At 70.0% G+C, this 25,332-nt stretch carries 29 protein-coding genes; 13 read left to right on the forward strand and 16 right to left on the reverse strand.

The annotated features are described in order from the left end of the window. Positions 1-45: 45 nt before the first annotated feature. Entirely contained in the window at positions 46-1,521 is a 1,476-nt protein-coding gene (locus tag QSK31_RS26935) for an NCS2 family permease (RefSeq protein ID WP_285687138.1), read from the reverse strand. Between the two features lie 69 nt (positions 1,522-1,590). Here QSK31_RS26935 and QSK31_RS26940 point away from each other — a divergent pair, with 69 nt between their 5' ends. Further along, positions 1,591-1,842, forward strand: coding sequence for a DUF2530 domain-containing protein (locus tag QSK31_RS26940; protein ID WP_502873020.1), 252 nt, complete (start codon positions 1,591-1,593; stop codon positions 1,840-1,842). Positions 1,843-1,861: 19 nt separating this feature from the next. Here QSK31_RS26940 and QSK31_RS26945 read toward each other — a convergent pair whose 3' ends face one another. After that, positions 1,862-2,683 (reverse strand): DUF3027 domain-containing protein, encoded by an 822-nt coding sequence (locus tag QSK31_RS26945; protein WP_285687139.1) that lies wholly within the window; start codon positions 2,681-2,683, stop codon positions 1,862-1,864. A gap of 101 nt (positions 2,684-2,784) precedes the next feature. Between QSK31_RS26945 and QSK31_RS26950 the strand changes: the two genes are divergently transcribed. The 3 genes from QSK31_RS26950 (at position 2,785) to QSK31_RS26960 (ending at position 6,174) form a co-directional block, all read left to right on the forward strand. Next, positions 2,785-4,578: an MFS transporter gene (locus tag QSK31_RS26950; RefSeq protein WP_285687140.1), complete on the forward strand. Its 1,794-nt coding sequence runs from the start codon at positions 2,785-2,787 to the stop codon at positions 4,576-4,578. Next, a complete protein-coding gene (locus QSK31_RS26955) occupies positions 4,575-5,189 on the forward strand; it encodes a futalosine hydrolase (RefSeq protein WP_285687141.1) in 615 nt (204 codons plus the stop codon). The genes QSK31_RS26950 and QSK31_RS26955 overlap by 4 nt, the downstream gene beginning before the upstream one ends. A 172-nt stretch (positions 5,190-5,361) precedes the next feature. Next, the gene (locus QSK31_RS26960; protein ID WP_285687142.1) at positions 5,362-6,174 is read left to right on the forward strand and encodes a 1,4-dihydroxy-6-naphtoate synthase; all 813 of its coding nucleotides are present in this window, start codon (positions 5,362-5,364) and stop codon (positions 6,172-6,174) included. Here the strand turns inward: QSK31_RS26960 and QSK31_RS26965 are convergent. Genes QSK31_RS26965 through QSK31_RS26975 form a run of 3 tightly spaced genes read right to left on the reverse strand, consistent with a single transcriptional unit; the run spans position 6,171 to position 7,467 of the window. Then, positions 6,171-6,557 carry a cold-shock protein gene (locus tag QSK31_RS26965; protein ID WP_285687143.1) on the reverse strand — a complete coding sequence of 129 codons (387 nt, stop codon included), beginning with the start codon at positions 6,555-6,557 and terminating at the stop codon, positions 6,171-6,173. The genes QSK31_RS26960 and QSK31_RS26965 overlap by 4 nt on opposite strands. Before the next feature lie 30 nt (positions 6,558-6,587). After that, a complete protein-coding gene (locus QSK31_RS26970) occupies positions 6,588-7,229 on the reverse strand; it encodes an HAD family hydrolase (RefSeq protein WP_285687144.1) in 642 nt (213 codons plus the stop codon). Between the two features lie 43 nt (positions 7,230-7,272). Beyond that, complete coding sequence (locus tag QSK31_RS26975) at positions 7,273-7,467, reverse strand: hypothetical protein (RefSeq protein ID WP_285687145.1); 195 nt, start codon at positions 7,465-7,467, stop codon at positions 7,273-7,275. Between the two features lie 86 nt (positions 7,468-7,553). Between QSK31_RS26975 and QSK31_RS26980 the strand changes: the two genes are divergently transcribed. Both QSK31_RS26980 and QSK31_RS26985 read left to right on the forward strand, forming a co-directional pair. Next, a complete protein-coding gene (locus tag QSK31_RS26980) occupies positions 7,554-9,944 on the forward strand; it encodes a helicase-associated domain-containing protein (protein WP_285687146.1) in 2,391 nt (796 codons plus the stop codon). A gap of 37 nt (positions 9,945-9,981) precedes the next feature. Beyond that, positions 9,982-11,643 carry a DNA repair helicase XPB gene (locus QSK31_RS26985; protein WP_285687147.1) on the forward strand — a complete coding sequence of 554 codons (1,662 nt, stop codon included), beginning with the start codon at positions 9,982-9,984 and terminating at the stop codon, positions 11,641-11,643. A gap of 3 nt (positions 11,644-11,646) precedes the next feature. On the opposite strand, the gene QSK31_RS26990 is transcribed toward QSK31_RS26985, so the two are convergent. The 4 genes from QSK31_RS26990 to ligD (QSK31_RS27005) are packed head-to-tail and all read right to left on the reverse strand — an operon-like array spanning position 11,647 to position 14,352. After that, positions 11,647-12,129 carry an HAAS signaling domain-containing protein gene (locus tag QSK31_RS26990; protein ID WP_285687148.1) on the reverse strand — a complete coding sequence of 161 codons (483 nt, stop codon included), beginning with the start codon at positions 12,127-12,129 and terminating at the stop codon, positions 11,647-11,649. Continuing rightward, a complete protein-coding gene (locus QSK31_RS26995) occupies positions 12,126-12,467 on the reverse strand; it encodes a PadR family transcriptional regulator (protein ID WP_285687150.1) in 342 nt (113 codons plus the stop codon). Before QSK31_RS26995 ends, QSK31_RS26990 begins: the two co-directional genes overlap by 4 nt. A gap of 33 nt (positions 12,468-12,500) precedes the next feature. Beyond that, positions 12,501-13,412 carry a non-homologous end-joining DNA ligase gene (gene ligD / locus QSK31_RS27000; protein ID WP_285687152.1) on the reverse strand — a complete coding sequence of 304 codons (912 nt, stop codon included), beginning with the start codon at positions 13,410-13,412 and terminating at the stop codon, positions 12,501-12,503. Beyond that, positions 13,402-14,352, reverse strand: a complete 951-nt coding sequence (ligD, locus tag QSK31_RS27005) for a non-homologous end-joining DNA ligase (protein WP_502873013.1) — start codon at positions 14,350-14,352, stop codon at positions 13,402-13,404. The genes ligD (QSK31_RS27000) and ligD (QSK31_RS27005) overlap by 11 nt, the downstream gene beginning before the upstream one ends. An 81-nt stretch (positions 14,353-14,433) precedes the next feature. On the opposite strand from ligD (QSK31_RS27005), the gene ku reads away from it, so the two are divergent. The 4 genes from ku to QSK31_RS27025 are packed head-to-tail and all read left to right on the forward strand — an operon-like array spanning position 14,434 to position 18,266. Continuing rightward, entirely contained in the window at positions 14,434-15,318 is an 885-nt protein-coding gene (ku, locus tag QSK31_RS27010) for a non-homologous end joining protein Ku (protein ID WP_285687153.1), read from the forward strand. Between the two features lie 9 nt (positions 15,319-15,327). Then, positions 15,328-15,816, forward strand: a complete 489-nt coding sequence (locus QSK31_RS27015; RefSeq protein WP_285687154.1) for an NUDIX domain-containing protein — start codon at positions 15,328-15,330, stop codon at positions 15,814-15,816. 12 nt (positions 15,817-15,828) lie between these two features. Then, positions 15,829-17,097 carry an MFS transporter gene (locus tag QSK31_RS27020; RefSeq protein WP_285687156.1) on the forward strand — a complete coding sequence of 423 codons (1,269 nt, stop codon included), beginning with the start codon at positions 15,829-15,831 and terminating at the stop codon, positions 17,095-17,097. Then, positions 17,064-18,266 (forward strand): MFS transporter, encoded by a 1,203-nt coding sequence (locus QSK31_RS27025; protein ID WP_285687158.1) that lies wholly within the window; start codon positions 17,064-17,066, stop codon positions 18,264-18,266. The genes QSK31_RS27020 and QSK31_RS27025 overlap by 34 nt, the downstream gene beginning before the upstream one ends. 117 nt (positions 18,267-18,383) lie before the next feature. On the opposite strand, the gene QSK31_RS27030 is transcribed toward QSK31_RS27025, so the two are convergent. Together QSK31_RS27030 and QSK31_RS27035 are read right to left on the reverse strand one after the other, a co-directional pair. Then, on the reverse strand, positions 18,384-18,881 hold the full coding sequence (locus QSK31_RS27030; RefSeq protein WP_285687159.1) for a hypothetical protein: 498 nt from the start codon (positions 18,879-18,881) through the stop codon (positions 18,384-18,386). A gap of 81 nt (positions 18,882-18,962) precedes the next feature. Next, positions 18,963-19,391 carry a DUF6232 family protein gene (locus QSK31_RS27035; RefSeq protein WP_285687160.1) on the reverse strand — a complete coding sequence of 143 codons (429 nt, stop codon included), beginning with the start codon at positions 19,389-19,391 and terminating at the stop codon, positions 18,963-18,965. Between the two features lie 429 nt (positions 19,392-19,820). On the opposite strand from QSK31_RS27035, the gene QSK31_RS27040 reads away from it, so the two are divergent. From QSK31_RS27040 to QSK31_RS27050, 3 genes are all read left to right on the forward strand, one after another. Continuing rightward, positions 19,821-20,267 (forward strand): DUF2231 domain-containing protein, encoded by a 447-nt coding sequence (locus tag QSK31_RS27040; RefSeq protein WP_285687161.1) that lies wholly within the window; start codon positions 19,821-19,823, stop codon positions 20,265-20,267. 95 nt (positions 20,268-20,362) lie between these two features. Next, positions 20,363-20,914 carry a type 1 glutamine amidotransferase domain-containing protein gene (locus QSK31_RS27045; protein ID WP_285687162.1) on the forward strand — a complete coding sequence of 184 codons (552 nt, stop codon included), beginning with the start codon at positions 20,363-20,365 and terminating at the stop codon, positions 20,912-20,914. 59 nt (positions 20,915-20,973) lie between these two features. Then, positions 20,974-22,134 (forward strand): geranylgeranyl reductase family protein, encoded by a 1,161-nt coding sequence (locus QSK31_RS27050; RefSeq protein ID WP_285687163.1) that lies wholly within the window; start codon positions 20,974-20,976, stop codon positions 22,132-22,134. A 275-nt stretch (positions 22,135-22,409) separates the two neighbouring features. Here QSK31_RS27050 and QSK31_RS27055 read toward each other — a convergent pair whose 3' ends face one another. The 5 genes from QSK31_RS27055 to QSK31_RS27075 all read right to left on the reverse strand — a co-directional run bounded on the left by QSK31_RS27055 (position 22,410) and on the right by QSK31_RS27075 (position 25,176). After that, on the reverse strand, positions 22,410-22,985 hold the full coding sequence (locus QSK31_RS27055) for a DinB family protein (RefSeq protein ID WP_285687164.1): 576 nt from the start codon (positions 22,983-22,985) through the stop codon (positions 22,410-22,412). Positions 22,986-23,018: 33 nt separating this feature from the next. Next, positions 23,019-23,564 (reverse strand): DUF6226 family protein, encoded by a 546-nt coding sequence (locus tag QSK31_RS27060; RefSeq protein ID WP_285687165.1) that lies wholly within the window; start codon positions 23,562-23,564, stop codon positions 23,019-23,021. A gap of 67 nt (positions 23,565-23,631) precedes the next feature. After that, entirely contained in the window at positions 23,632-23,817 is a 186-nt protein-coding gene (locus QSK31_RS27065) for a DUF397 domain-containing protein (RefSeq protein ID WP_285687166.1), read from the reverse strand. Between the two features lie 186 nt (positions 23,818-24,003). After that, on the reverse strand, positions 24,004-24,195 hold the full coding sequence (locus tag QSK31_RS27070) for a DUF397 domain-containing protein (protein WP_285687168.1): 192 nt from the start codon (positions 24,193-24,195) through the stop codon (positions 24,004-24,006). 63 nt (positions 24,196-24,258) lie between these two features. Next, positions 24,259-25,176, reverse strand: coding sequence for a helix-turn-helix domain-containing protein (locus tag QSK31_RS27075; RefSeq protein WP_285687169.1), 918 nt, complete (start codon positions 25,174-25,176; stop codon positions 24,259-24,261). Between the last annotated feature and the right edge of the window lie 156 nt (positions 25,177-25,332).

The following is a 25,332-nucleotide window of genomic DNA, read 5'->3' on the forward strand; positions in this document are numbered from 1 at the left end:
GCCTAGCTAATGAGCTTGGCTAACGACATCAGATAACGCGGTGATCTAAAGCACGAGGCTTTCGAGGGGACCGCGGAGGAAGTACAGGACGAAGATAGCGGCCACGCCGTAGAGCAGCGGATACACCTCCCGCGCCTTGCCCACGGCCAGCTTGATCACCACGTACGAGATGATCCCCGCACCGATGCCGTTGGAGATCGAGTAGGTGAACGGCATCAGCGTGATGGCCAGGAACGCCGGGATCGCGATCTCGTAGTCGGTCCAGTCGATCTGCCGCACCGCGGTCATCATCAGGAACCCGACCAGCACGAGCGCGGTCGACGCCGCCTCGAACGGCACCACCTGGACCAGCGGCGCGAAGAACATCGCGAGCAGGAACAGACCGCCGGTGACCAGGCTCGCGACGCCGGTGCGGGCACCCTCGGCGACGCCGGACGCGCTCTCGATGTACGAGGTGTTGCTGGACACGCTCGCCGCGCCACCGGCGGCCGCGGCCACCGAGTCGACGAGCAGGATCTCCCGGGTACGCGGCGGCATCCCCTCCGCGTCCAGCAGGCCACCCTCCTGGCCGACCGCGACCATCGTGCCCATGGTGTCGAAGAAGTCGGTGATCAGCAGCGTGAAGATGAACATGATCACGACGAGGACGCCGGCCCGGCTCCACGAGTCGAACACGTTGAAGTTGCCGAGCAGCGACAGGTCCGGCAGGTCGACGACCTTGTCGGGCAGCGCCGGTACGTTCAGCGACCAGCCGCCCGGGTTCGGCTTGCCGTCCACGAAGGACGGACCAGCCTGCGCGATCGCCTCGACGATGACGGCCAGCACGGTGGTGCCGAGGATGCCGATCAGGATCGCGCCCCGCACCTTCCGGACGAACAGCACGACGGTGAGCAGCAGGCCGATCACGAAGACGAACAGCGGCCAGGTGGTCAGCTTCCCGCCGAGGCCCAGCTCCACCGGCACCGTGGTGTTCGCGGCGTCCGGGATGCGCCGGACGAACCCGGCGTCGACCAGGCCGATGATCATCAGGAACAGGCCGATGCCCACCCCGATCGCGGTCTTCAGCTGGGTCGGCACCGCTTTGAACACCAGCGTCCGCAGCCCGGTGAGCACCAGGATCGCGATCAGCACACCCTCGATGACGACCAGGCCCATCGCGTCGGCCCAGGTCATCTCCGGCGCGATCTCGAACGCCACCAGCGCGTTCACACCCAGCCCGGCGGCCAGCGCCAGCGGGAACCGGCCCACCACGCCCATCAGGATGGTCACCACGCCGGCCACCAGCGCGGTCGCGGCGGCCAGCGCGCCGATCGGCAGCGACTTGCCGTCCGCGTCCACGCCACCGCCCAGGATGAGCGGGTTCAGCACGACGATGTAGGCCATCGTGAAGAACGTCGCCAGCCCGCCGCGCACCTCCCGGCCCACCGTGGAGCCGCGTGCGGTGATCTCGAAAAACCGATCAAAACCGTTCTTCGGCGTACGCGACGCAGCGGCGTCCGCGTCGGTCGAGGTGGTGGCCATGCGCGCATCGTTTCAGAACGTCTGTGACGGTGGAAGATCACCGATGTTACGAACCGGCCACCGCGTACGCTGGTCGCCGTGACCAAGCCCCGTCCCGAGCCCCTGGACCCGCCGATGGTGCCGTTCGCGCTGGGCGGCATGGCCCTGTTCGCGATCGCCCTGCCCGTGGTGTGGCTGGCCGGCGCGCCCGACTACTGGCTGTGGACCTGTCTGGCCGGCCTGCTCTGGGGCATCCCCGGCCTGCTCACGATGATGCGGCACGACGCCAACCGGCGCCGCCGCCGCGCACTGTCACACCCGCGGTTCGAGGTTCATTCCTGAACGACCCGGCCTGGACCGATCAGGAGTGGCCGTACTCCTCGGAGGGCTCGCCCGACTCGACCGACCCGTGCGGGCGGCTGACCGCGACCGCCTCCACCTCGGAGTCGTCGTAGATCGTGGGAAGCTCCTCGACCGGCACCTCGGCGTTGCCCAGCATCGTCTCGGAGTGCGCGCCGCAGCCGTGGTCGGCGCTGACCGCTCGCGCGTCGTCCGGCGCGAACAGGTTGCCGCACACCCCGAACATCCCGCGCATCGAGCCGGCCAGCGGCATGTAGAACCCGCAGGTGCCGCAGCGGGCGTTGCGCGGCGCCGCGGTGGAGATCGCCGCCTCGGGGCCCGACTCGCCCTCGTACCAGCGCTGGGCGGTTTCCATCCGCCCTTCCTGGGACATCACCCGGGACCGGCCGAGGCCCAGCTCCCAGGAGACCTCCTCGACGGCCGGGTCGTCGCTCAGCACGTACCCCTGGGCGAGCCTCTCGTCGTCGGGCGCGGTCGGCATCAGGTCGCCGACGCCGAGGTCGCCGGCGCGGAGCCGCTCGTTCCAGGGCAGCCAGCCGGGCGCGAGCAGAGCGTCCGGGCCGGGCAGCAGAACGGTCTCGCACACGGTCACGTGCCGGCTGCGCGGCACCCGCGTGACGGTCACCGCCCACCGCCAGCCGCGGTAGCCGGCCAGGTGGCTCTCGAAAAGGTGGGTCACCACCCGGTCGCCCTCGGCGATCACGTCCAGGTGGTCGCCGATGTCGTCGGCATCCACCTCGGTGATCGCTCCACGGGCCACACCGACGGCGTCGGCGCAGACCTGGTCGAGCTTCGCGGCACGTACGGCGGTCCTGGTGGTCACGAGCCCATTGTCCCCTACCGGGACTGCCAAGGCGCACCGACTCCCCCGATTCTCGCGCGCGGGGCGGGACGCCGTCGCTTCGATAAGTCAGGATGGTTGTCATGCCGTTGCTTCCCACCCTCGGGCGCACCGCCGGGACCGCGGTCCGCGCCGTCCGCATGTTGCTGCGCGGGTCGGTGCGGGGCGGCGCGTGGGCGACCCGCCGGGTGGGTGATGCCCGGGCCCGCGGCGCCAACAACGAGGCCGGCATGGTCCGCCTCTTCGACCTGCACGCGCTGTCCGTCGCCGGCGACACGCTGATCGCGATCGGTCTGGCCGGCACCATCTTCTTCGACGTGCCGCTGGGCGAGGCCCGCAGCAAGGTCGCGCTCTACCTGGTCATCACGATGGTGCCGTTCACGTTGCTGGCGCCGGTGGTGGGCCCGTTGCTCGACCATTTCCGGCACGGCCGCCGCTATGCCTTGGCCACGACCATGCTCGGCCGGGCCTTCCTGGCGTACGTGATCTCCGACAACCTGCTCGGCTTCGGCCTGTACCCGGCCGCCTTCGGCGTGCTGGCGCTGTCTCGCGCCTACGGCGTCGCGCGATCCGCTGCCGTCCCCCGCCTGCTGCCCGCGGGTGTCGGCTTGTCGCAGGTCGGGGCCAGAGCGAGTGTCTACGGTACGTTCGCCGGCGCCGTCGTGGCACCGATCGGCCTGGCCGCGTTCTGGTTCGGCCCGCAGTGGTCGCTGCGGGTGGCGAGCGTCATCTTCGTCGTCGGTATGGTGATCGCCCTGCGCTTGCCGGCCAAGGCCGACTCCGACCCGCCGGAGGAGATGCCCCGCCCGTTGCGGACGCTCCTGCGCCTGCGCCGCGGCAACGACCGCCCGCTCTCCGGCGCCCTGGTGATCAACGCCTTGATCGGCAGCGCCTGCCTGCGCCTGCTCTACGGCTTCCTGCTGCTCTACTTCGCCTTCGCGATCAAGGCCGGCCAGCTGGACACCACGGTCTTCGGCCGCGACCTGGGCTCCCCCACGGCCGTGGCCTTGGTCGGCGGCGCCCTGGTGGTGGGCACGTTCCTCTCCACAGCGATCGGCACCCGACTGCAGATCCGCCGCCCCGCGGCCCTGCAGTCGGCCGGTCTGACTATCACCGCCGGCGTGGCCATCCTGGCGCTGATCTTCTACAACCTGGCGATGGTCGCCCTGCTGGCCTTGATCGCGGCCATCTTCAGCGGCATCTCCAAGCTGGCCATCGACGCCAGCATCCAGGAGCGAGTCCCCGAACGCCTCCGAGCCAGCGCCTTCGGCCACTCCGAGACAGTCCTGATGATCGCCTGGGTCCTGGGCGGCGCCATCGGCATCATCCCGCTGTCCGGCCGCCTGGGCGTGGCCCTGGCAGCGGCGATCGCGACAGCAGCGGCGGTCCGAGCCGCCTACGTGGCAACCCGCCTACGCACCGAACGCCTCCACGGCCGCCCCGACGCGACCCCCGAGCCCCTCGCACCCCAACCGGCCACAGCCCAACCAGCCACAGCCCCCAGCCCCACACCATCGGACCGTGCTCCCACAGACCCATGGCCGACCGCTCCCACCGTGGCTCCCCGCCAGCCCAGCGCACCCGCCCCGCCGCCGCGCCGCCCCGGCATCGACCAGACCACCGTCCGCCATCCAGCCGCAGAGCCCGAAACCGAGCTCAACCCGACTTTGGTGGACGAGCCCGCCAAGAAGCGCCGCCTGTGGCACCGCAAGCCCAAGCCCCACACCAACCCCCAGCCCGAATCCGCCGCAGAGTCCACCCCCGTCCCACCACCGCCGGAGCACAAGCCGGACCCGGCGATGGCCCCACCCGGCTTCCACATCTACCGCCCCACATCAGCCGACCAGCCCACCACCAACGGCAACGACCCCCAATGACCCTGCTGATAATCACGGCCGTAGAGCCCGAAGCCGAAGCCCTACGCCAAGCCGCCCCCAGAACATTCACCGTCGCAGCGGTAGGCGCCGGCCCAGCAGCCGCGGCCGCGGGCACAGCCCGCCTCCTGGCAACAGGCAAATACGAGGCGGTGATCTCCGCAGGCATAGCCGGCGCTTTCAAGGGCAGAGCCGACATAGCAGACATAGTCCTGGCCACCCGCAGCATCGCGGCCGACCTGGGCGCCGAGTCCCCCACCGGTTTCCTGCCGATAGACACCCTGGGCTTCGGCACCACCACCCTCCATGCCGACCCAGCCCTGCTCGAGACCTTGCAGACGGCCTTGCCCGCAGCAAAATCCGGCGACATCCTGACCTTGGCAACAGTCACCGGCACAGCCGAGACAGCAGCCCGCCTGGCCACCACACATCCCGACGCCGTGGCCGAGGCGATGGAGGGCCACGGCGTAGCAACAGCGGCCAACACGGCAGGCGTCCCATTCGCCGAGCTGAGGGCAATCTCCAACTTGATAGGCCCCAGAGACCGGGAGTCCTGGCGCCTGAGGGAGGCGTTCGCGGCGTTGTCCAAAGCCGCAGCCGCCCTCCCCTGGTAGGACCACAACGGGGATTTGGGGGCGGGTGCCGGCCCACTGAAATATCAAGCCTGACGGTTTCAGTGGGCCGGCACCCGCCCCAAATCCCCCACCGCGCCCACCCACCAACCAGGAGTGTGGCGTTGCAGACAGACTGCCCGAGGCACTGGAAGACAGGACTACCGTCAGCGGAGTGGCACTCTCGCTAGCGGTCTCCCCTTGCCCGAACGACACCTTCGTCTTCCACGCCTTGGTGCACGGCAAGGTCAAAGGCGCCCCCGAGATCGACCTGACCTTCGCGGATGTCGACGTCACGAACACCGCGGCCGAGAAGGGCGAGTTCGACCTGGTCAAGGTCAGCTATGCCGCCCTGCCGTGGCTGCTCGACGACTACCAGCTGCTCCCCTGCGGCGGCGCCCTGGGCAGGGGCTGCGGCCCGCTGGTCCTGACGAACGGCAGAACCGATCTGGCCGGCGCCACGGTGGCGGTGCCCGGCGACCGGACCACGGCTTACCTGCTGTTCCGCCTCTGGTCGGCGGGAAACCCACCGGCCAACATCGAGATCGTCCCGTTCCACGAAATCATGCCCGGCGTGGCCGACGGCACCTATGACGCGGGCTTGGTGATCCACGAGGCGAGGTTCACGTACCCCCGCTACAACCTGACCGCGATCCAGGATCTCGGCGAGTGGTGGGAGCAGGACACCGGCCTGCCGATCCCGCTCGGCGCCATCCTGGCCAAGCGTGGCTCGGTCGACCCCGCCCAGGCGACCGAGTGGATCCGCCGCTCGGTGAGCATGGCGTGGGCCGATCCGTCGGCGAGCGAGGAGTTCGTCGTGGCGAACGCGCAGGAGATGGAGCCCGAGGTCGTCAAGCAGCACATCGACCTGTACGTCAACGAGTTCACCCTGGACCTGGGCGATGACGGTTTCGCCGCCGCCGACGCCCTGCTGGGACGTGCGGCGGCGGCGGGGATCACACCTGCGGTCAAGGGACTGACGCTCTAGCCCTCGAGCTCCTTGGCGACGGCGTGCACGAGCTGAGCGATCTTCTGCGTCGACCGCTTGTCCGGGTACCGCCCGCGTCGCAGGTCGGGCTGCACCTTCGCCTCGAGGATCTTGATCATGTCCTCGACCATGCCGTGCAGTTCGTCGGCGGGCCGGCGTCGGAGCTCCGCGACGGACGGCGGCGCGTCCAGCACCGTGAGTCCGAGGGCTTGCGCTCCCTTGCGGCTGTCCACCACGCCGAACTCGACCCGCTGCCCGGTCCGTAGCTCGGCCACCCCGGCCGGCAGCGCACCCTTGGGCAGGAACACGTCGCCGCCCTCATCGCTGGTGACGAAGCCGAATCCCTTCGCCGCGTCGTACCACTTCACTCGACCCGTGGGCACCGCTGACCTCAACTCACATCGCCGTGGGATTTACGTACCCAGGCTATCCAACGTGTCGGGCCGACTCCCAACCGTTATCTCGCGGAGGAGGGTGGGCAGCGCGGTGAGGTCGGGCAGCACGTGGGAGGCCCCGGCGGCGCGGAGATCAGCGGCGGAGCACGGTCCGGTGGCGACGCCGATGCCTGGAATGTCCGCTGTGCGGGCGGCCACCATGTCACCCGTGTGGTCACCGACATACCACCGGACGCGGTGTTCGGTGAGCGCCGCGGCCTTGCCCTCGGCGAAGAGGTCGCCGGCCAGCTCGTCGTAGGGCAGGCCGAGGTGGTCGAGGTGCAGCCGGGCGAGCCGGCCCAGCTTGGAGGTGACGACGACCACGCGCAGGCCGAGGTCGCGCACGGCGGTGAGGGCGGCGACGGCTCCGGGGGTGGGCACGGTCGGTTCGATGGCGTACGCCGGGTAGAGCGCCCGGTAGGTGGTGACCGCCTCCTCCACCTGCTCGGGCGGGAACCACTCGCGCAGTTCGGTACGCAGCGGCGGCCCGAGCCGGGTGACCGCGAGGTCGGCGTCGACGTGGACGCCGGTCCGCTCGCTCAGCGCCCGGTACGCCGCCGCGATGCCGGGCCGGGAGTCGATCAGGGTCATGTCCAGGTCGAACCCGACCGCTGCGGTCACGGCTGGACGCGTCGAGCGGCGCCGGACCGCACCGCCGGGACCGTCATGGGATGGTCTGGCTGTAGTTGAGAGCCTCGACCGGCAACGGGAAGGTCTGGTCGTCGCCGAACGGTGAGGGCGCCGCGGCCCGGTCGGAGGTGAGCTCGGCGACGGGGAGGTGCCCGTCCTTCGGAGAGCGGGCCCGGCTGGCCTCGCCCGCCCGCACCTCGGTGCCCGGCTCTTGCGGATGCGCTTCCACGCTATTGCCCCCTCAGGAGTCGATATCGAACCCGGCCACGCCCCGGACCCGCCACCATCGTCCCATGGTCGGTAACTTGGGAAGGGATGGCCACGACATTCGCCGATCAACTCCGGTCCCTGCCCGATGAGGCCCTGGGCGCGCTGATTCAGCTGCGCCCCGATCTCGTCGTGCCGGTGCCCTCCGACGTGTCCGCGCTCGCCGTGCGGGCACAGTCCCGCGGCTCCGTGGCCCGATGCCTGGACTCGCTGGACGAGTTCACCCTGGCGATCCTGGACGCCGCCCGGTTGAGCCGTTCTCCCGAGACGGCTCTGACCTCGGTGGAGGCGATCCTGGAGCTGGCGTCGTCGGCACCACCGGACGACGTGCGGGTGGCGGTGGGGCGGTTGCGCGCCCGGTTCCTGCTGCATGGCCCGGAGGAGGCGTTGCAGGTCGTCGGCGCGGTCGACGAGGTGACGTCGCCATACCCGGCGGGGCTGGGCCGCCCGGCCGATTTCCTGGACCCGGCGGCGGCCGCGTTGTGCTCTGACCGGGCGAAGCTGCGCCGGACCGTGATGGAGGCCACTCCGGCCGCGCGCGCGGTGCTGGACAGGCTGGCGGCGGGTCCGCCGATCGGCGCGCTGGGCCGTGCCTCGAGCGACGGCGCGGTGTCCGAGCCGGTGCGCTGGCTGATCGACCATCACGTGCTGGTGCAGGTGTCCGAGGTGGGTCGCTCGCCGCGGCCGGACGGCGAACTGGTGGAGCTGCCGCGCGAGGTCGGTATGTTGCTGCGCCGGGAGACCGGGCCGCTGGGCCTGCTGCGCCCTCATCCGCCGGCGCCGGAGACCCCGGTGCGGGACGTGAAGGCGGTGGACGCGGCGGGTGCGGGCCAGGCCCTGGAGGCAGTACGCACGACGGAGAGCCTGCTGGAGGCGCTGGCCGTCGAGCCGGCGCCGGTGCTGAAGGCGGGCGGGCTGGGCGTCCGTGACCTGAAGCGGCTGGCCCGGGAGACGAACATGGACGAGCCGGTCGCCGCCCTGATGCTGGAGGTGGCGCACGCGACCGGGCTGCTCGGCGAGGCGGACCGCACCGGCATCAGCCGGTCCACGGTCTCCACCGGCGACGAGGTGTTCCTGCCGACCGGCGCGTACGACCTGTGGAAGGCCCAGGGCATCGCCCAGCGCTGGACCGCCCTGGCCCGCGCCTGGCTGATCATGACCCGGCAGCCGAGCCTGGTCGGGCGGCGCGACGAGCGGGACCGCCCGATCACCGCGCTGTCGCCCGAGGCGGAGCGCCCGGCGGGACCGCAGGCGCGGCGGGAGGCGTTGATGGCCGTGGCGGCGTTGCCCGCCGGTACCGCGCCACGGATCGATGACGTGCTGGGGCTGCTGTTCTGGCAGGCGCCACGCCGGGCCCGGGGTCGCGAGGCGGTACACCGGGACGCCTTGGACGGCGCCGCCCAGCTGGGTGTGACCGGGCGGGACGCGCTGACCTCGTACGCCCGCCTGCTCCTCAACCCGGAGGACGCCGACCCGCTGGGCGCCGAGCAGGTCACCGACGCGGTCCGCGCACTGGACGGTCTGTTGCCCGCCCCGGTCGACCACGTGCTGGTGCAGGCGGACCTGTCGGTCGTGGTGCCGGGCCCGCCGGAACCGGAGCTGGCCGGCGAGCTGGAGGTGGTGACCGACAAGGAGTCGGCGGCGATGCGCCGGGTCACGCCGTCGAGCGTGCGCCGGGCGCTGGATGTCGGCTACAGCGCCACCGATCTGCACGCGCTGTTCCGGCGGTGGTCGCGGACGCCGGTGCCGCAGGCGCTGACCTACCTGATCGACGACGCCGCCCGCAAGCACGGCGGCCTGCGGACCGGCTCGGCGGGTGGCTACCTGCGCAGCGACGACGAGGCGCTGGTGGCCGAGGCGCTGGCGGACAAGCGGCTGAGCTCGCTGGCGCTGCGCCGGTTGGCGCCGACCGTGCTGGTCAGCCCGCATCAGGTGAGCCGTCTGCTGGGCGCGCTGCGGGAGGCCGGTTACGCGCCGGTCGCCGAGGACGCGGGCGGGGCGACGGTGCTCAGCAGGCCGAAGGTGCGCCGTGCTCCGACGCGTACCCCCGTCTCGGTCCGGCTGCCCGACCAGGCCGGGCCGCCGCACCTGGCCGGGCCGCGCCTGGCCGGCGTGGTCGAGCAGATCCGCAAGGGCGACATCGCGACCCGGGCGGCCCGCCGTGCGCCGGTGAGCGTGCGGGCGGCGAACGGTCAGGGCGTGCCCGGTCTGACCTCGGTGCAGGCGCACGGGCAGGCGATGGCGGTGCTGCAACAGGCGGTGCGGGAGAAGGCGCGGGTGTGGGTGGGTTACGTGGATTCGCACGGTGCGACGTTGTCCCGGCTGGTCCGGCCGGTGTCGCTGAGCGCCGGCTATCTGCGCGCCGAGGACGACCGGACGGAGACGTTGCACACGTTCGCGCTGCATCGCATCACCGCCGCGGTCCCGGAGGAGCAGTAGACTAGAGGGTCTTTTACGTCCGCGAGAAGGGCTACCCGTGAGCGGCGGACCACTGATCGTTCAATCCGACAAGACCTTGCTCCTCGAGGTGGATCACCCGGACGCGCAGGCCTGCCGGATGGCGATCGCGCCGTTCGCCGAGTTGGAGCGCAGCCCGGAGCATGTGCACACGTACCGCCTGACCCCGCTCGGCCTGTGGAACGCGCGCGCCGCCGGCCATGACGCCGAGGGCGTCGTGGACTCCTTGATCAAGTTCTCGCGCTACCCGGTGCCGCACGCGCTGCTGGTCGACGTGGCCGACACCATGGACAGGTACGGCCGGTTGCAGCTGGTCAACGACCCGGGCCACGGCCTGGTGCTGCGCGGCCTCGACAAGTTCGTGCTGATCGAGGTGGCGAAATCCAAGAAGCTGGCCGGCATGCTGGGCGCTCGACTGGACGACGAGACGATCGCGGTGCACGCCTCCGAGCGGGGCCGCCTCAAGCAGGCATTGCTCAAGCTGGGCTGGCCGGCCGAGGATCTGGCCGGGTACGTGGACGGCGAGGCGCATGAGATCGCGCTCGCTGAAAACGGTTGGACGCTGCGGTCGTACCAGCAGGAAGCGGTCGATGGTTTCTGGGCGGGCGGCTCGGGCGTGGTGGTGCTGCCCTGTGGCGCCGGCAAGACGCTGGTCGGCGCGGCGGCGATGGCGACCGCCAAGGCGACCACGCTGATCCTGGTGACCAACACGGTGGCCGGCCGGCAGTGGAAACGCGAGCTGGTCGCCCGCACGTCGCTGACCGAGGACGAGATCGGGGAGTACAGCGGCGAGCGCAAGGAGATCCGCCCGGTCACCATCGCGACGTACCAGGTGCTCACCTCGCGGCGTAACGGCGCGTTCACCCACCTGGACCTGTTCGGCGCCCGCGACTGGGGCCTGGTCATCTACGACGAGGTGCACCTGCTGCCCGCGCCGATCTTCCGGTTCACCGCCGACCTGCAGGCCCGCCGCCGGCTCGGGCTGACCGCCACGCTGGTCCGCGAGGACGGCCGGGAGGGCGACGTGTTCTCGCTGATCGGCCCGAAGCGCTACGACGCCCCGTGGAAGGACATCGAGGCGCAGGGCTGGATCGCCCCCGCCGCGTGCACCGAGGTGCGGGTCACCCTGACCGAGGCGGAGCGGATGGCGTACGCGGTGACGGACGCCGAGGAGCGCTACCGGGTGGCCGCGACCGCCCGCACCAAGCTGCCCGTGATCCGCGCGCTGGTCAACCGGCACCCGAACGAGCAGGTGCTGGTCATCGGTGGGTTCCTCGACCAGTTGCACGAGCTCGGCGAGTACCTCGACGCCCCGATCATCCAGGGCTCGACCACGAACAAGGAGCGGGAGCGGCTGTTCGACGCGTTCCGTGCCGGCGAGTTGCGCACGCTGGTGCTGTCGAAGGTCGGCAACTTCTCCATCGACCTGCCGGAGGCGGCGGTCGCGATCCAGGTGTCCGGGACGTTCGGGTCACGCCAGGAGGAGGCGCAGCGGCTCGGCCGGGTGCTGCGGCCGAAGGCGGACGGGCGGCAGGCGCACTTCTACACCGTGGTGTCCCGGGACACCATCGACACCGAGTACGCCGCGCACCGCCAGCGGTTCCTGGCCGAGCAGGGGTACGCGTACACCATCGTGGACGCCGACGACGTGCTCGGCCCGCCGCTGCCGCAGATCGACTGACCCCTACTCTCCGTCGGGCCGGGCCGGAACCGGCTGATCCGGAGCCGGTTCCTGAACGGGCGGCCGGTCGATCTGCTGCACGGCCGGCACCGGCGCCTCGGCGACCTGGGAGAAGAACATGAGGCTGGCGACGCCGATCAGGAAGAGCACGAAGAACCCGACGGCGGCGGCGATCACCCAGGCCCAGATGTTGTTGTTCCGGGGCGCCGGGGCGGGGGCCCGGATGGGCGGCGGCTCTGGCGGCGCCATGACCAGACGCGGTCCCGCCTCCTCGTAGGCGGCGGCCGCGATGGCCTCGGGGCTGCCCAGCCGCTGCAGCACCTCGACCATCTCCCCGTCGGAGTAGGCGCCCTGCTCACGCGCGGTTTCGATGTGCGCGGAGAGGTCGGCCAGCAGCTCGTGGCGCTGCAACACGGGCAGCCCGCTCAGCCGGAGCTCGACCTCACGCAGGTACTCCCCTGCCACATCAACCTTGTTGATACTCATGCTCCACCGGTCCCTACGAGTCGATCGACGGTCTGCCGGAACGACGTCCATTCGGTACGGAAATTACTCAGTGCCGCGCGGCCGCCGTCGGTGAGCGAGTAGTAGCGCCGGGGCGGCCCGGTCGGCGACTCGCTCCATTTGCTGTCCAGCCATCCGACGCGGCGCAGACGGGACAGCAGCGGGTAGATGGTGCCCTCGGTGGTGGCGAGACTGCGCTCCTCACCGAGCCGGCGGACGATCTCGGTGCCGTAGATGTCCTCCCGCTCGACCATGGCCAGCACGCAGAACTCCAACGTCCCGCGGCGAAGGCTGCTGGTGAGCTGGGCGACATCTGTCATGGGCAACACGGTACCTTGCGGCGCAAGGTAGGCCTAGGGAAGCCTCGGCCCCGGCTCCAGGAGAGGCGTGAGCAGGTCGCCGAGTTCTTCGACGCGGCCCAGCACCTCGTGCGCCTCGAACTGCCGCGCCTCCGCGTCGCCGGTACCCATCGCCTCGACCTCTTCCCAGGTCAGCGGCGTCGAGGCGGTCGGCGCCGGCTGCGCCCGCAGCGAGTAGGGCGCGACCGTGGTCTTGGCGGCGGCGTTCTGGCTCCAGTCGATGAAGATCTTGCCCGGCCGCAGGTTCTTCGCCATCTTCGCCGTGATCGACTTCGGCACCATCGCGGCAAGTTCCTCGGCCACCTTCTTGGCGTAGCCGGAGACCTCCTCGGAGTCCTGCTCGCCGGAGATCGGGCAGCACAGCTGCATGCCCTTCTTGCCCGAGGTCTTCGGGTACGCGGCCACGCCGTCCGCCTCCAGCCGGTCGCGCATCAGCACCGCCACCCCGCAGCACTCCTGCAACCCGGCCGGCGACCCAGGATCAAGATCGACGACCATCAGATCCGGGTACGCGCCCACGCGCCACTGCGGCGTGTGCAGTTCCAGCGACGCCAGGTTCGCCACCCAGACCAGGGTCGGCAGGTCGTCCACCACCACGAAGTCGATGGTCTCCCGTGCCTTGGTCGACCCCGGCACCGGCAGACGCTCGGTGTGCACCCAGTCCGGCGTACCCCCGGGCTTGTTCTTCTCGAAGAAGTGCATGCCGTCGACGCCGTTGGGGAAGCGGATCCGGGTCAACGCCCGACCTCGCAGGTGCGGCAGCAGGATCGGGGCCAGGCGCGTGTAGTAGTCGATGACCTCACCCTTGGTGAACCCGGCGGCCGGGTACATCACCTTGTCCAGGTTGGACAGTTCGAGGTCGCGCCCCTCGATGGTCACCGCGACCGGCACCCGATCAGGAGCCATCGTCGTCCTCCTCCACGCAGTCGGCCGGACCCTTGTCCGGGCGCAACCTCAGGAAACGCGGGAACCGAAGCCGGCCGTCCGGCGTGCGGTTGCCGTAGCGCACCTCCACCACCAGATCGGGACGTACCCAGTGAGCGCCGCGCGCATCCTCCCGGGGCACCGCCCCCGGCGGGAACGGCGACTTCTCGGCGGCGATCGGCCCGAGCACTTCGAGCAGTTCCCTCTCCGACGCGCCGCTGATCCCGCCGCCGACCCGGCCCCGGTAGCGCAGCCGCCCGTCCGGCCCCGGCGAGCCGACCAGCAGCCCGCCCAGCCGCCGCGCGCCGGGACGCCAGCCGCCGATCACGTAGTCGCCGGTCTGCTCGAACTTCACCTTGACCCAGTCCGGCGACCGCAGCCCCGGCGTGTACGGCGTCTCCACCCGCTTGGCGACCACACCCTCCAGCCGGTACTCGCGGGCCGTCGCCGTGGTCGCCTCCCCGTCGGTGAAGACCGGCGGGACCATCCAGTTCCGGGCGGCCAGGTCCAGACCCTCGAGCCGTTCGCGGCGGACCGCGTACGGCTGCTTCTTGAGATCTTCGCCATTCAGCCGGAGCAGGTCGAAGATCATGTACGTGACCGGCAGCGTCACCGCCAGCGAGGCCGCCTTGTGCGGATCCCGGACGTGCATCCGCTCGGCCAGCGCGGTGAACGATGGGACGCCACGCGCGTCCATCACCACCATCTCGCCGTCCAGCAGCGTGTCTGGCGGCAGACGTAAAGCCGCTATTTCCGGATATGCGATGGTGACCGTGGTCCCCGACCGCGCATACAACCGCGGCGGCTCCTGCCCACAGGCCGCGATCACCCGGACGCCGTCCCACTTGAATTCGTAGCTCCAGCCGGGCCCACGCGGCAGCGGGCCCGCGGTCGCGAGCATCGGGGACAGCGGTGCCGGCACCTGATCACCATAAGCACTTACGTCAGCTTCCGCGGGCTGCCATCCTTGATCCGAGCAGCGCAAACAGGTTAGGTGGCGTACATGCGAGCGATCTGGAAAGGCGCGGTCTCGTTCGGCCTGGTGTCGATCGCCGTGAAGCTCTACTCCGCGACCGAGGAGAAAGACATCCGGTTCCATCAGGTGCACCGCACCGACGGCGGCCGGATCAAATACAAGCGCACCTGCTCGGTGGACGGCGAGGAGGTGACCTACGACGACATCGCCAAGGGGTACGACATCGGCGGCGGCGAGATGGTCATCCTGACCGACGACGACTTCGCCGAACTGCCGCTGACCACGTCCCGGGCGATCGACGTGCTGCAGTTCGTCCCCGCCGACGAGATCGACCCGATCATGTTCGCCAAGGCCTACTACCTCGAGCCGGAGGGCCAGGCGGCCAAGCCGTACGTGCTGCTCCGCGACGCCCTGCAGGACGCCGACCGGGTGGCCATCGTGAAAATCGCGATCCGCCAGCGGGAACAGCTGGCGACCCTGCGCGTCCGCGACGACGTGCTGGTGCTCAACACGATGCTCTGGCCCGACGAGGTCCGCGGTGTCGACTTCGGCTTCCTGGACGAGGACATCGAGACCCGGCCGGCCGAGCTGGCCATGGCGAGCTCGCTGATCGACTCGATGGCCGGCAGCTTCAAGCCGGAGGAGTTCACCGACAACTACCGGACCGCGCTGCAGGAGGTCATCGACGCCAAGGTCGAGGGCCGCGAGGTGGTCGCGCCGGAGGAGGCGGAGGAGGAGCCGGCCGCGGCGGTCGACCTGATGGCGGCGCTGAAGGCGAGTGTCGAGCGGGCCAAGGCGGCACGCGGCGAACCCGCTGCCCCCGCCGCGAAGAAGGCGACCACGGCCAAGAAGAAGGCGGCCCCGGCCAAGAAGGCCGCTCCGGCCAAGCGCGCCGCCAAGAAGTCCGCTTAATCTTGCGGCGTGGGATTGTCATGGGCTGAGTCATACCTGGGCCGGCAGCGGGGATTCGCCGGCGACGAGGAGCGGCTGCTGTTCGTCGCCTCCCGCGGCGTCATCATCGACGACCAGAACCGTCTGTTGCTGATCCAGCGCTCCGACAACCATCGCTGGGCCATCCCGGCCGGCGCGATGGAGCTCGGCGAGAGCATGGAGGAGTGCGCGATCCGCGAGACCTGGGAGGAGACCGGGCTGACCGCGACGTCGCTCACCCCGTTCGCCTTCTACTCGCGTGCGCAGTTCACCAACGACTACGGGCACGCGTACCAGCAGATCCTGATGGCCTTCCGGATTCACACCTGGGAGGGCGAGCTGGTCAAGCAGACCGACGAGACGATCGACGCCGGCTTCTTCCCGCTGGACGCGCTGCCCGGCGAGCGGTCGTTCATCATCGAGGAGACGCTGGCCGACCTGGCCACCTTCGAGGCGACCGGGCACCTGGTGCTCAAGTAACCCATGCTCGGGATGGACCTGTCGCCACTGCGCACGTCGCGCGACTTCCGGCTGATGTTCACCGCCGGCGCGGTGTCCGGATTCGGCTCCTTCATCACGTACGTGACCATCCCGTTCCAGGTCGCGGCGATCACCGACGACCCCCTCATGGTCGGCCTGCTCGGCGTGTGCGAGCTGGTCCCGCTGATCGTCATGAGCTTCGTCGGCGGGGCGCTGGCCGACTTCGTGGACCGCAAGGTGCTCGTCCGGCTGGCCGAGTTCGCCCAGGCCGGTCTGTGCGCGGTGCTGCTGGTCAACGCACTCTCCGACGAGCCACACCTCTGGCTGCTGTACGTGGTGGCCGGGCTCGCCGCGACGTTCGGCGGGCTGGCTCGGCCGTCGCTGGACGCGATGATCCCCCGGCTGGTCGAGCCGGAGCAGATCCCGGCCACCATGTCGCTCCAGTCGCTGCAGTACAACGTCGCCCAGCTGGCCGGCCCCGCGCTGGCCGGCGTGCTCATCGCCACGATCGACCTGGCCTGGGTGTACGCCTTCGACCTGGTCACCTTCGTGGTGTCGCTGATCTGCATCTCGCTGGTCCGCGCGGTCCCGCCGCCCGGCGACGCGGACCGTCCGTCGCTGCGGTCGGTGCTCACCGGCCTGCGCTACGCCCGCAGCCGCCAGGAGCTGCTGGGCACGTACCTGATCGACGTCAACGCGATGTTCTTCGGCATGCCGCAGGCCCTCTACCCGTTCCTGGCCGCTCAGCTCGGCGGCCCCAAAGTCCTCGGTCTGCTGTACGCCGCCCCGGCCGCCGGCTCGATGCTGGCCACGCTCACGTCCCGCTGGTCCGGACGCGTGCACCGGCACGGCCTGATGGTGGTCATCGCCGCCGCCTGCTGGGGCCTCGGCATCGTCGGCGCCGGCCTCTCCGACTGGCTCTGGCTCACGCTGTTCTGCCTGGCCTTCGCCGGCGCCTCCGACATGATCTCGGGCATCTTCCGCGCGATCATCTGGAGCCAGACCATCCCGGACCACCTGCGCGGACGCCTGGCCGGCATCGAGATGCTGTCGTACACCACCGGCCCGCTGCTCGGTCAGGTCCGATCCGGGGCGATGGCCCGGACCGGGCTGGGCGTGACCGGCTCCATCTGGGTGGGTGGTGTGCTGTGCATCGCGGGTACGGCCGTCCTGGCCGCCCTCCTGCCCAGGTTCGTCCGGTACGACGGCAAGGACGGCATCGCGCGGAAGAAGGCGGAGGACGAGGCGTGGCTGACACGGTCCACAACGACACCAGGTTGACGGCGGCCAAGCGTGCCGTCTACGTGGCGTTCATGGGCTCCGGCTGGGCGATGTCCAGCTGGGCCACCCGGATCCCGCAGATCCGCGACGGCCTCGAGCTGACACCCAGCCGGCTCGGCCTGCTGCTCCTGGCCATCGCGGCCGGATCCATCGTGGCGCTGCCACTGGCCGGCATCATCGTCACGCGCCTCGGCTCGCGGGCCACGATCACCGCGATGGCCGGCCTCCTCGGCGTCTCGATGACCGGCATCGCGTTCGGCTACCAGCTGGGCGTGGTGCCCGTGGCGATCTCCCTGTTCGGCTTCGGCTTCGCCCAGGGCGCCTGGGACGTGGCGATGAACGTCCAGGGCGCGGTGGTCGAACGCAAACTAGGCAAATCGATCATGTCCCGCTTCCACGCGGGCTTCAGCGTCGGCATGGTCGCCGGCGCCCTGACCGGCACGGCGACGCTTGCCCTGCACATCTCGGTGACCGTGCACCTGATCTTCTTCGGCCTGGCCATCGCGGCCGCCGTCATCGCGTCCATCCGCTGGTTCATCCCCGACACCGATGCCGACCCCGTGGCGACGACGTCCGACGCCGTCCCCCAGCCGTCCGCCCTCTCCACCTGGACCGAGCCCCGCACCCTGCTGGTCGGCCTGTTCGTGCTGGCCTTCGCCTTCGCCGAGGGCACCGGCGTCGACTGGATCGCGGTGGCCGTCATCGACGACTACGGCGCCCCCGCGACCAGCGGCACCCTGACGTACGCCATCTTCCTGGCCGCGATGACCACCGGCCGCTGGTTCGGCCCCGGCTTGCTGGACCGCTACGGCCGCGTCCGCGTGCTCCGAGTCCTGGCCCTGATCGCCCTGGCAGGCCTGTGCCTCTTCGTCTTCGGCGCGTCCCTTCCCGTGGCCTTCGCCGGCGCCTGCCTCTGGGGCCTGGGCACTTCCTTGGGCTTCCCGGTGGGCATGAGCGCCGCCGCCGACGACCCGTCCCGAGCCGCGTCCCGGGTGAGCGTGGTCGCCTCCGTGGGCTATTGCGCCTTCTTGGGCGGCCCCCCGCTGATCGGCTTCCTGGGCGACCACATCACCGTCCAGAAGGGCCTGATAGCGGTGGCCGCCCTCCTGGCCATAGCCCTCATGATCACCAACGTGATCCGCCCCTTGGACCCCACCCGCAAGAACTGACACCGCCCCGCCCTGTGGACAACGCCCAAAACCGCCACTCCCACCCGCTACCGTGACGCCCACCCAGTGACGGGGTGGGGGAGGTGGCGGCGCGACGATGGCGCAATTGCGACAGCGTCACCGCGAGCGCCAGCGGATCTTCCGGAGATCCACCTCCGGGGCGTCGGCCTGGACCCCCATGTCGTGCGGCGCCTCGGCCGTGCGCACGCGGACCCGCACCTCGCGGTCCACACCGAACGGGAACGGCTCGATCAGCACCCGTTTGCCGCCGGCGACGGGCATCCGCGGCCGGACCTGCTCCGCCGGCCACGACCGCACGTGCAGCACCTGGAGCACGCGGGCGTTGAGCCGCACCTCGATCGGGCGGCCGGAGAACTTCTCCCGGGCGATGGCGAACGGCGACAGGTTGCGGAGCACGATCTCCGTCTCGTACGCCTCGTCGTCGCCGGTGTCGCGGTCGGCCTCGATGCCGACCACCCGCGGGCGCTCGAAGGCGTAGCCGAGACGCGCCACCGTGGCGTTGCGCCGCTGCCAGCGGATCGTGAACAGGGTGCCGGTGCCGACCACGAGCAGGCTGGTGGCCGAGATCAGGACCGTCCAGATCGTCGTGGTCATCGCTACCTCCCCAAACGCGGATAAATCAGCCACCTTGTCAGAGGGGGTGCCCGGCGAGCCGCACCGGGCACCCCGGATGGATCAGATGGACCATGTCGCGTGTGGACGCGACTCCTCGATCGCTCTGCGGAGCGCGCGGGCGATCTGGTTGAACACCCGGGCGTTCGTGTCGGCGAAGAGGATGACCCCGCCACCCCGGTAGGACGCGTGCAGCTCCCACAGGCGCGGGCGGGTCCGCCGGTACGCGGCGACAACGATTCCCGGAACCGTGATGGCCAGGAGGCCCAGCGCGACGAGCGCGGGGGTCTCCACGACGGGCCAGACGGCCACGGCCAGGGCCACCGAACCGGCGGCGGCCTGCACTGTGGGCGGGCGGCTACGGTCGATGGCGGTGCAGGTGATGCCGACCTTCCGCAGCTCGCGGATCACGAAGATCTTCGCCGGCGTGGTACGCCAGACGAAGAGTTCGCTGGTCACCACGGCGTCAGGCCCACGGTAGTAGGTGCGCATGGCGAACTCCTTCCCCGGACTCCTTGCGAGAGGGGGAACAGCGAGCCACCATTGGCGCAGAGAGAATTCCCCGCCTCGCTCGTTGCGACTGCCGACGAGCTCAGAGGCGACAAAGGCACCCGGTTGCCGCCGGGTGCCTTTGCTGTCGATCCCTTCGAGTCCCGCCTTTTGTCTGCCTGTAGTACAGCACGGCTACCCGGCTGTCCGCTACACATCAAGTTGCCACATTGCAGATTGCATGTAGGCAATGTGCCATCGGACCGGTTGTGAGCTGCTCAAACGCTGATCGGGTGAATTCTGCGGGGATCAACACCGCTTGGGGGGAGAATCAGGGCGTACGACACATGACCTCGCGTTTCATCGGAGAACAGCCCGGGTACGGCCACTGACGACCTTGGATCGGGACACAGCTGGGGAGGCTGATCGCCCATGGAAAGTCGACTTCGGATAGCGGGCCAGGCAGTCCACCCGGCGCTGCTGATGTTCCCGCTCGGGCTGTTCACCATGGCCGTCCTCTTCGACCTGGCCAACCGGCTCGGCGCCCCCGACATCATCGGCCAGCTCGCGTACTGGAACATCGTGGCCGGCCTGGTCGGCGGCATCCTGGTCGTCCTCGCCGCCGCCGTCGACCTGCTCTTCGTCCGCAACGGCAGGGCGAAGCGCGTCGGTGTCCTGCGCAACCTGATGAGCATGGGTGTCCTCGTCCTGTTCGCGGTGGTCCTGATGATGCGCATGCAGTCCCCCGAGCGCGTCGCCGGTTGGGGCATCCTGGCCGTGGAGATCATTTCGCTCGGCGTCTCGTTCTACGCCGCCTGGTTCGCCGGCGAGCTCGCCAACCGCCGCCAGGCCCCCGCCCTGGCCCAGGCTCGCCGCTGACTCCATTGAGGCTGGTTTGCACCCTCTTCCTCCGGGCACGGAAGTAGAGACGCACCGCCCACCGGCAGTGCGCACCGGAGGAGAGGAGAACCGTGATGACCGCGTCGATCCAGGGCAAGCGCGTGGCATTCCTGGCCACCGACGGCGTCGAGGAAGTCGAGTACACCGAGCCGCGGAAGGCGGTCGAATCCGCGGGCGGCACGGCGGAACTCCTGTCGATCAAGTCCGGCGAGATCCAGGCCGTCAACCACATGGACAAGGCCGGCACCTACCAGGTCGACAAGCAGGTCAAAAACGTCAGCCCCGATGAGTACGACGCGCTCGTGCTTCCCGGCGGCGTGGCGAATCCGGACTTCCTGCGAGCCGACCCGGACGCGGTCCGGTTCGTCCGTGAATTCGTGGTGTCCGGCAAGCCGGTGGCGGCGATCTGCCACGGCCCGTGGACGCTGGTCGAGGCCGGTGTCGTGGACGGCCGGACGCTGACCAGCTGGCCGAGCCTGCGCACCGACCTGGCCAACGCCGGCGCCACCTGGGTGGACGAACAGGTCCACGTTGACGAGGCACTGGTGACGAGCCGCAAACCGGACGATCTACCCGCCTTCTGCGAGGCGATGCTGGACCAGATCAGCCAGCCGGCCCACGCATGATCCGCTCTCCGGGGCCGGGCTCCCGGCCCCGGCGCGGCGGGTCCTAGACTCGCCGTGTGATGGCTGAGACGACCTTCGACGTGGCCGTCGTCGGGGCCGGCCCGGCCGGGCTGTCGGCGGCGCGCGCCGCCGCGGCAGCCGGCGCCCGGACCATCGTCATCGACCGCGCCGAGCACCCGCGGTACAAGACCTGTGGCGGCGGCCTGATCGGCACGTCACTCGGTCTTGCCGCGCCACGCATCCAGGTCCCCGCCCGCGATTCGATCAGCGCGATCACCTTCACCGACGACGGCAACCGGGCCTTCACCCGGCAGTCGACCGGCAAGCCGCTGCTGACGATGGTCCGGCGCGACGACTTCGACCACGCCTGGCTCAAGGCCGCGGCGGCATCCGGCGCCGAGGTGCTTCAAAACGCTCAGGTACGCGCGATCGACCAGGACACCGAGTCGGCGACCGTGACCCTGGCCGACGGATCGGCCCTGACCGCACGCGTGGTCATCGGCGCCGACGGTTCCGCCGGGATCACCTCGCGCTATGTCGGCGTCACCTTCGACCAGCAGGACCTCGGCCTCGAGGTGGAGCTCGCGGCGACCCCTGAGGACCGGGCTGCCTGGCGCGGCCGTGTCCAGCTGGACTGGGGCGCCGAGCCCGGCTCGTACGGCTGGGTCTTCCCCAAGGACGACGAGCTCACCGTCGGCGTGATCATGGCCAAGGGCAAGGGGGCCGAGACCAAGGACTACCTGACCAAGTTCCTGGCCGGTCTGGGCCTGCACGGCCGCGAGGTGGTCCGAGACTCCGGCCACCTGACCCGCTGCCGCGCCGACGACGCGCCGCTGGCCCGCGGCCGGGTGCTGGTCGCCGGCGACGCGGCGGGCCTGCTGGAGCCGTGGACCCGCGAGGGCATCAGCTTCGCCCTCCGTTCGGGCGCATGGGCCGGCGAGGTGGCCGCCCGCGCGGCCCAGCAGGGCGCCGGCGCCCTGGACGGCTATCCCGCCCTGATCCGCAAGCATCTGGCCCCCGAGATCACCGCCGGCCGCCGCCTGCTCACGGTCTTCTCCCGCCACCGCCACCTGATCCACGCCGCGATGGCCACCCCGCTGGGCTGGCGCGCCTTCGAGGGCTTCTGCCAGGGCGATCTCACCATGGCCGGCATCCTCCGCCGCGCCCCCCTCCGCGTAGCGATCAACCTCCTCGGCGGCGAACAGCCCCACCCCGGCTGACCCCCCGCCTGACCACCACCCCGGCTGACCCCCCGCCTGACCACCACCCCGCCTGACCATCCCGGCTGACCCCCACCCCGGCCCGGGGCGCACCTGACCACCACCCCGGCCCGGGCGCGCACCTGACCACCACGCCGGCCCGGCCGCCGCCGAACCCGCACGGCGCCCCGCCATCCCTCACGCCGCAGCACCGCACCGCCCTCCTCGCACCCACACCTCCGTCCCACCGCCGTCCCCGCTGTGCCACGCGCTCGCCCTTCCTCCAAGCCGCGGGCTCACTCCCGCCTTTGGCCCAGGCCTGCTCGGTAGAGGTCTCGGAGCAGGCCTATCTCGCCGCCGTGGTGGAAGGTCTCGCGGTTGAGGTGCAGGGCCAGCTGGGCCATGTTCTGGTCGGCGAAGAACGAGCCCCGCGGCCCCAACGGCGCCTCGAAGGCCGCCGCGTCCATCGACAGCAGCCCGTCGCGCCACCACTCGTAGGACCGCCGCAGGAAGTCGAGCGCCTCGTCGGCCGTGCCGGGCAGCGAAGCGGGCAGGTGCCGGGGGTCGAACATGTCGGCGTCGGCGGGCACGCTGCCGTCGCCGAAGAAGGTGCTCGCCCGGGTGTGGAAGCAGCCCGCCGCGATGTGGTTGATGCGCCAGGCCAGCGTGGTAACCGGTGGCGGGTCGGGCACCTCGCCCGGCGGCGCGCCGTCGGAAACCAGGTTGCCGACGGCGTCGGGACGCACCGACCAGCAGCCGGGCACCGGCTCCCAGTAGTACTCCTCATCGGTCAGACCGGCTAACCGTGGCCAGAGCGTGGAATCCCAGTAGAAACCGAGCTGCTCGACTGCTGTGGCGCGTACCCAATCCATGGGGTTTGGTTTAGCACCCGGGTCCGACAGTTTTCAGGCGACGGCAGAACGCCGAGGCCAGGGCGCCCACTGCACGGCCGCGGCGAAGCCCTCACGACGGGCCGAGCGGGCCTCGGCGGAGTCCAGCAGGGTCTCCCGGCGCACGTTGAGGTCGCGACCGATCAGGCACACCTCGGACCAGGAACCGCCGACACCGCGCCGCACCCGCTCCCACAGACCGCCCTCGACCAGCGCGGACGCCTGGGAGCGCAACTGTTCGGCGAGCAGGTCGGGCTGCTCGTCGCACGCGTCGCAACCGCAGTTCGGCAGGCTCTCCTCGTACCACCGACCGAGCTTCAGCACCACGCTCGGGAACTCGGTGAAGGCGACCGCCAGCGGCGCTGCGGCGGGCATCCGAGGAACCAGACGGACCGTACGGTAGAGCTCCTCGCCGAGCGGTTCCTTCGCCTCCCGGCGTTCGACCGTGTAGTGCTCGGTCAGCTCGTCGAGCAGGTGTTCCGCCGCGTCGCGCAGCACGGCGAAACGTCCCGGGTTGGTGACCCGGGAGTACTCCTCCGGCTTGGGCTCGCCGTCTCTCATCAGAGCAAGTATGCCGCCACGGGCGCGCTGACCGGCCAAAATCGGCACGCCAGGGGCGGCGGCCAGATCAGCGGAACTCTTCCGCACCATCGAGGAAGGCGATCCACTCGTCGTGGGTGAACGTCACCACGAGCCCGGGATCCGTGGAGTTGCGTACCAGAATGCGATCGTCATCCTTGGCGACCTCGACGCAGCTTCCGCCACTGCACCGGCCACTTCGGCGCCAGGTCAGCTGTTCATCCGACTTGATCATCGTGCCTCCTCCGTGACTCCGCGTTCCACGGTAAGCGACACCAGGAGGATCAACTCGATGTGAACATGAATGAATGGGCGGTCCTGCCATGTTTCGTCACAAAGAGCCGCTATGTGCTTTGTGCGGGCGTCCGATCCATCGGTCGCAGCCGACGACTTACGGCCGGACGCCCGTTTGACGCAAGACTTAGAAGCGGAACTCGCCGGCGTTGACGCCCTGCACGAAGGCGGTCCACTCGTCAGCCGTGAAGTGAAGCGGCGCAATCTCCGGGTTCTTCGAATCGCGAACGAGGTACTCGTCCGCGACCTTGGCGACCTCCACGCAGGTGCCCCCGCTGCAGCTGGAGCTCTTCAGCCAATTCGGCTCGATAACGTTCACTCTGTGGTCTCCGGTTCAAGGAGGGCACTGACTAGTGCCTGGTATGGGGGAGATTACGCGCTGTCACCCGGCGTTGATCATGTTTTCCAGAACAGCGATCCGGCTCTCCACGAACGAGATCGTTTCCGACTCATCCAGCGAGACGTTGTACAGCTGCTTGAAGCGCTGGAGATGCCTCGAGGTGACCTTCTTTTCCTCGATAAGCTCGTCCGTAAGACCGTTCTCCAGATACATGACCTCGTCACCGGGACCATCTCTGCCCAGCGACACCAGATCGAAGGTGGCGTTGTTGGCGATGGGGATCTCCAGCGAGAAGGGCAGGATCCTCATGTGGATCAGGCCCTCGACCGCCAAGCGGCGCATTTCACGAAGCTGCTCGGCGAACACCGCCGGACCGCCGGTAGACCGCATCAGCACGGCCTCGTCGACAACGGTGTAGTACTCCATCGACCCGAGTCGGCTCAGCAGCGCCTCGCGACGCAGACGGCGCGCCTCGATCAGAGCCTCCACGACATCACGCGATAGCGGTTGCTCTTCCTCTGCGAAAGGGCCGGTAAGCGCTCTCGCATAGCCCGGCAACTGCACGGCGCCGTGGAAATAGCGGATGTTGTACGAATAAATCGCTTCCGCCACCGACTCGTACTCGATGTATTGCCGCAGTGGCTGACTGAGGTCGCGGAAAGCAGGATCCTGCCACCACGCGACGTGTTGCCGCATACGGGCTGTCTTCGCATCGCCGATCAGGGCGCTGATCTGTGCCCGATCTTTGATTTTCAAGAAACTCAGCAGCGGCCGAAGGTCATTCGGTGAAATGCTTACATCGCCATTCTCGATGCGAATGACTTTGCTGAGTGACCATTCCATCTCATCGGCGACCTCGAGCTGGGTCATGTCTGCGGCCTCCCGCGCCTCACGCAGCGCCAGCCGCACGCGTCTACGCGCGACGGTCGGCGACACGTTCGGTGAAGCAGCCTCAGTCATGACTCCACGTCTTCGTCGTTGAAGAGATGTTCCAAACAGCTACCTCGCTGCTTGCCTGTTGGCAGGCAGCGAGGTCGCGCGTCACTTTACAACCAAACGAAGCGGAGGCTCAGAGGGTTCACCAAAACGAGACGAGTCACACGACAGGGGCTGACA

It is taken from the genome of Actinoplanes sp. NBRC 103695 (genome assembly GCF_030269485.1).
In the GTDB taxonomy this organism is placed as follows: Bacteria; Actinomycetota; Actinomycetes; order Mycobacteriales; family Micromonosporaceae; genus Actinoplanes.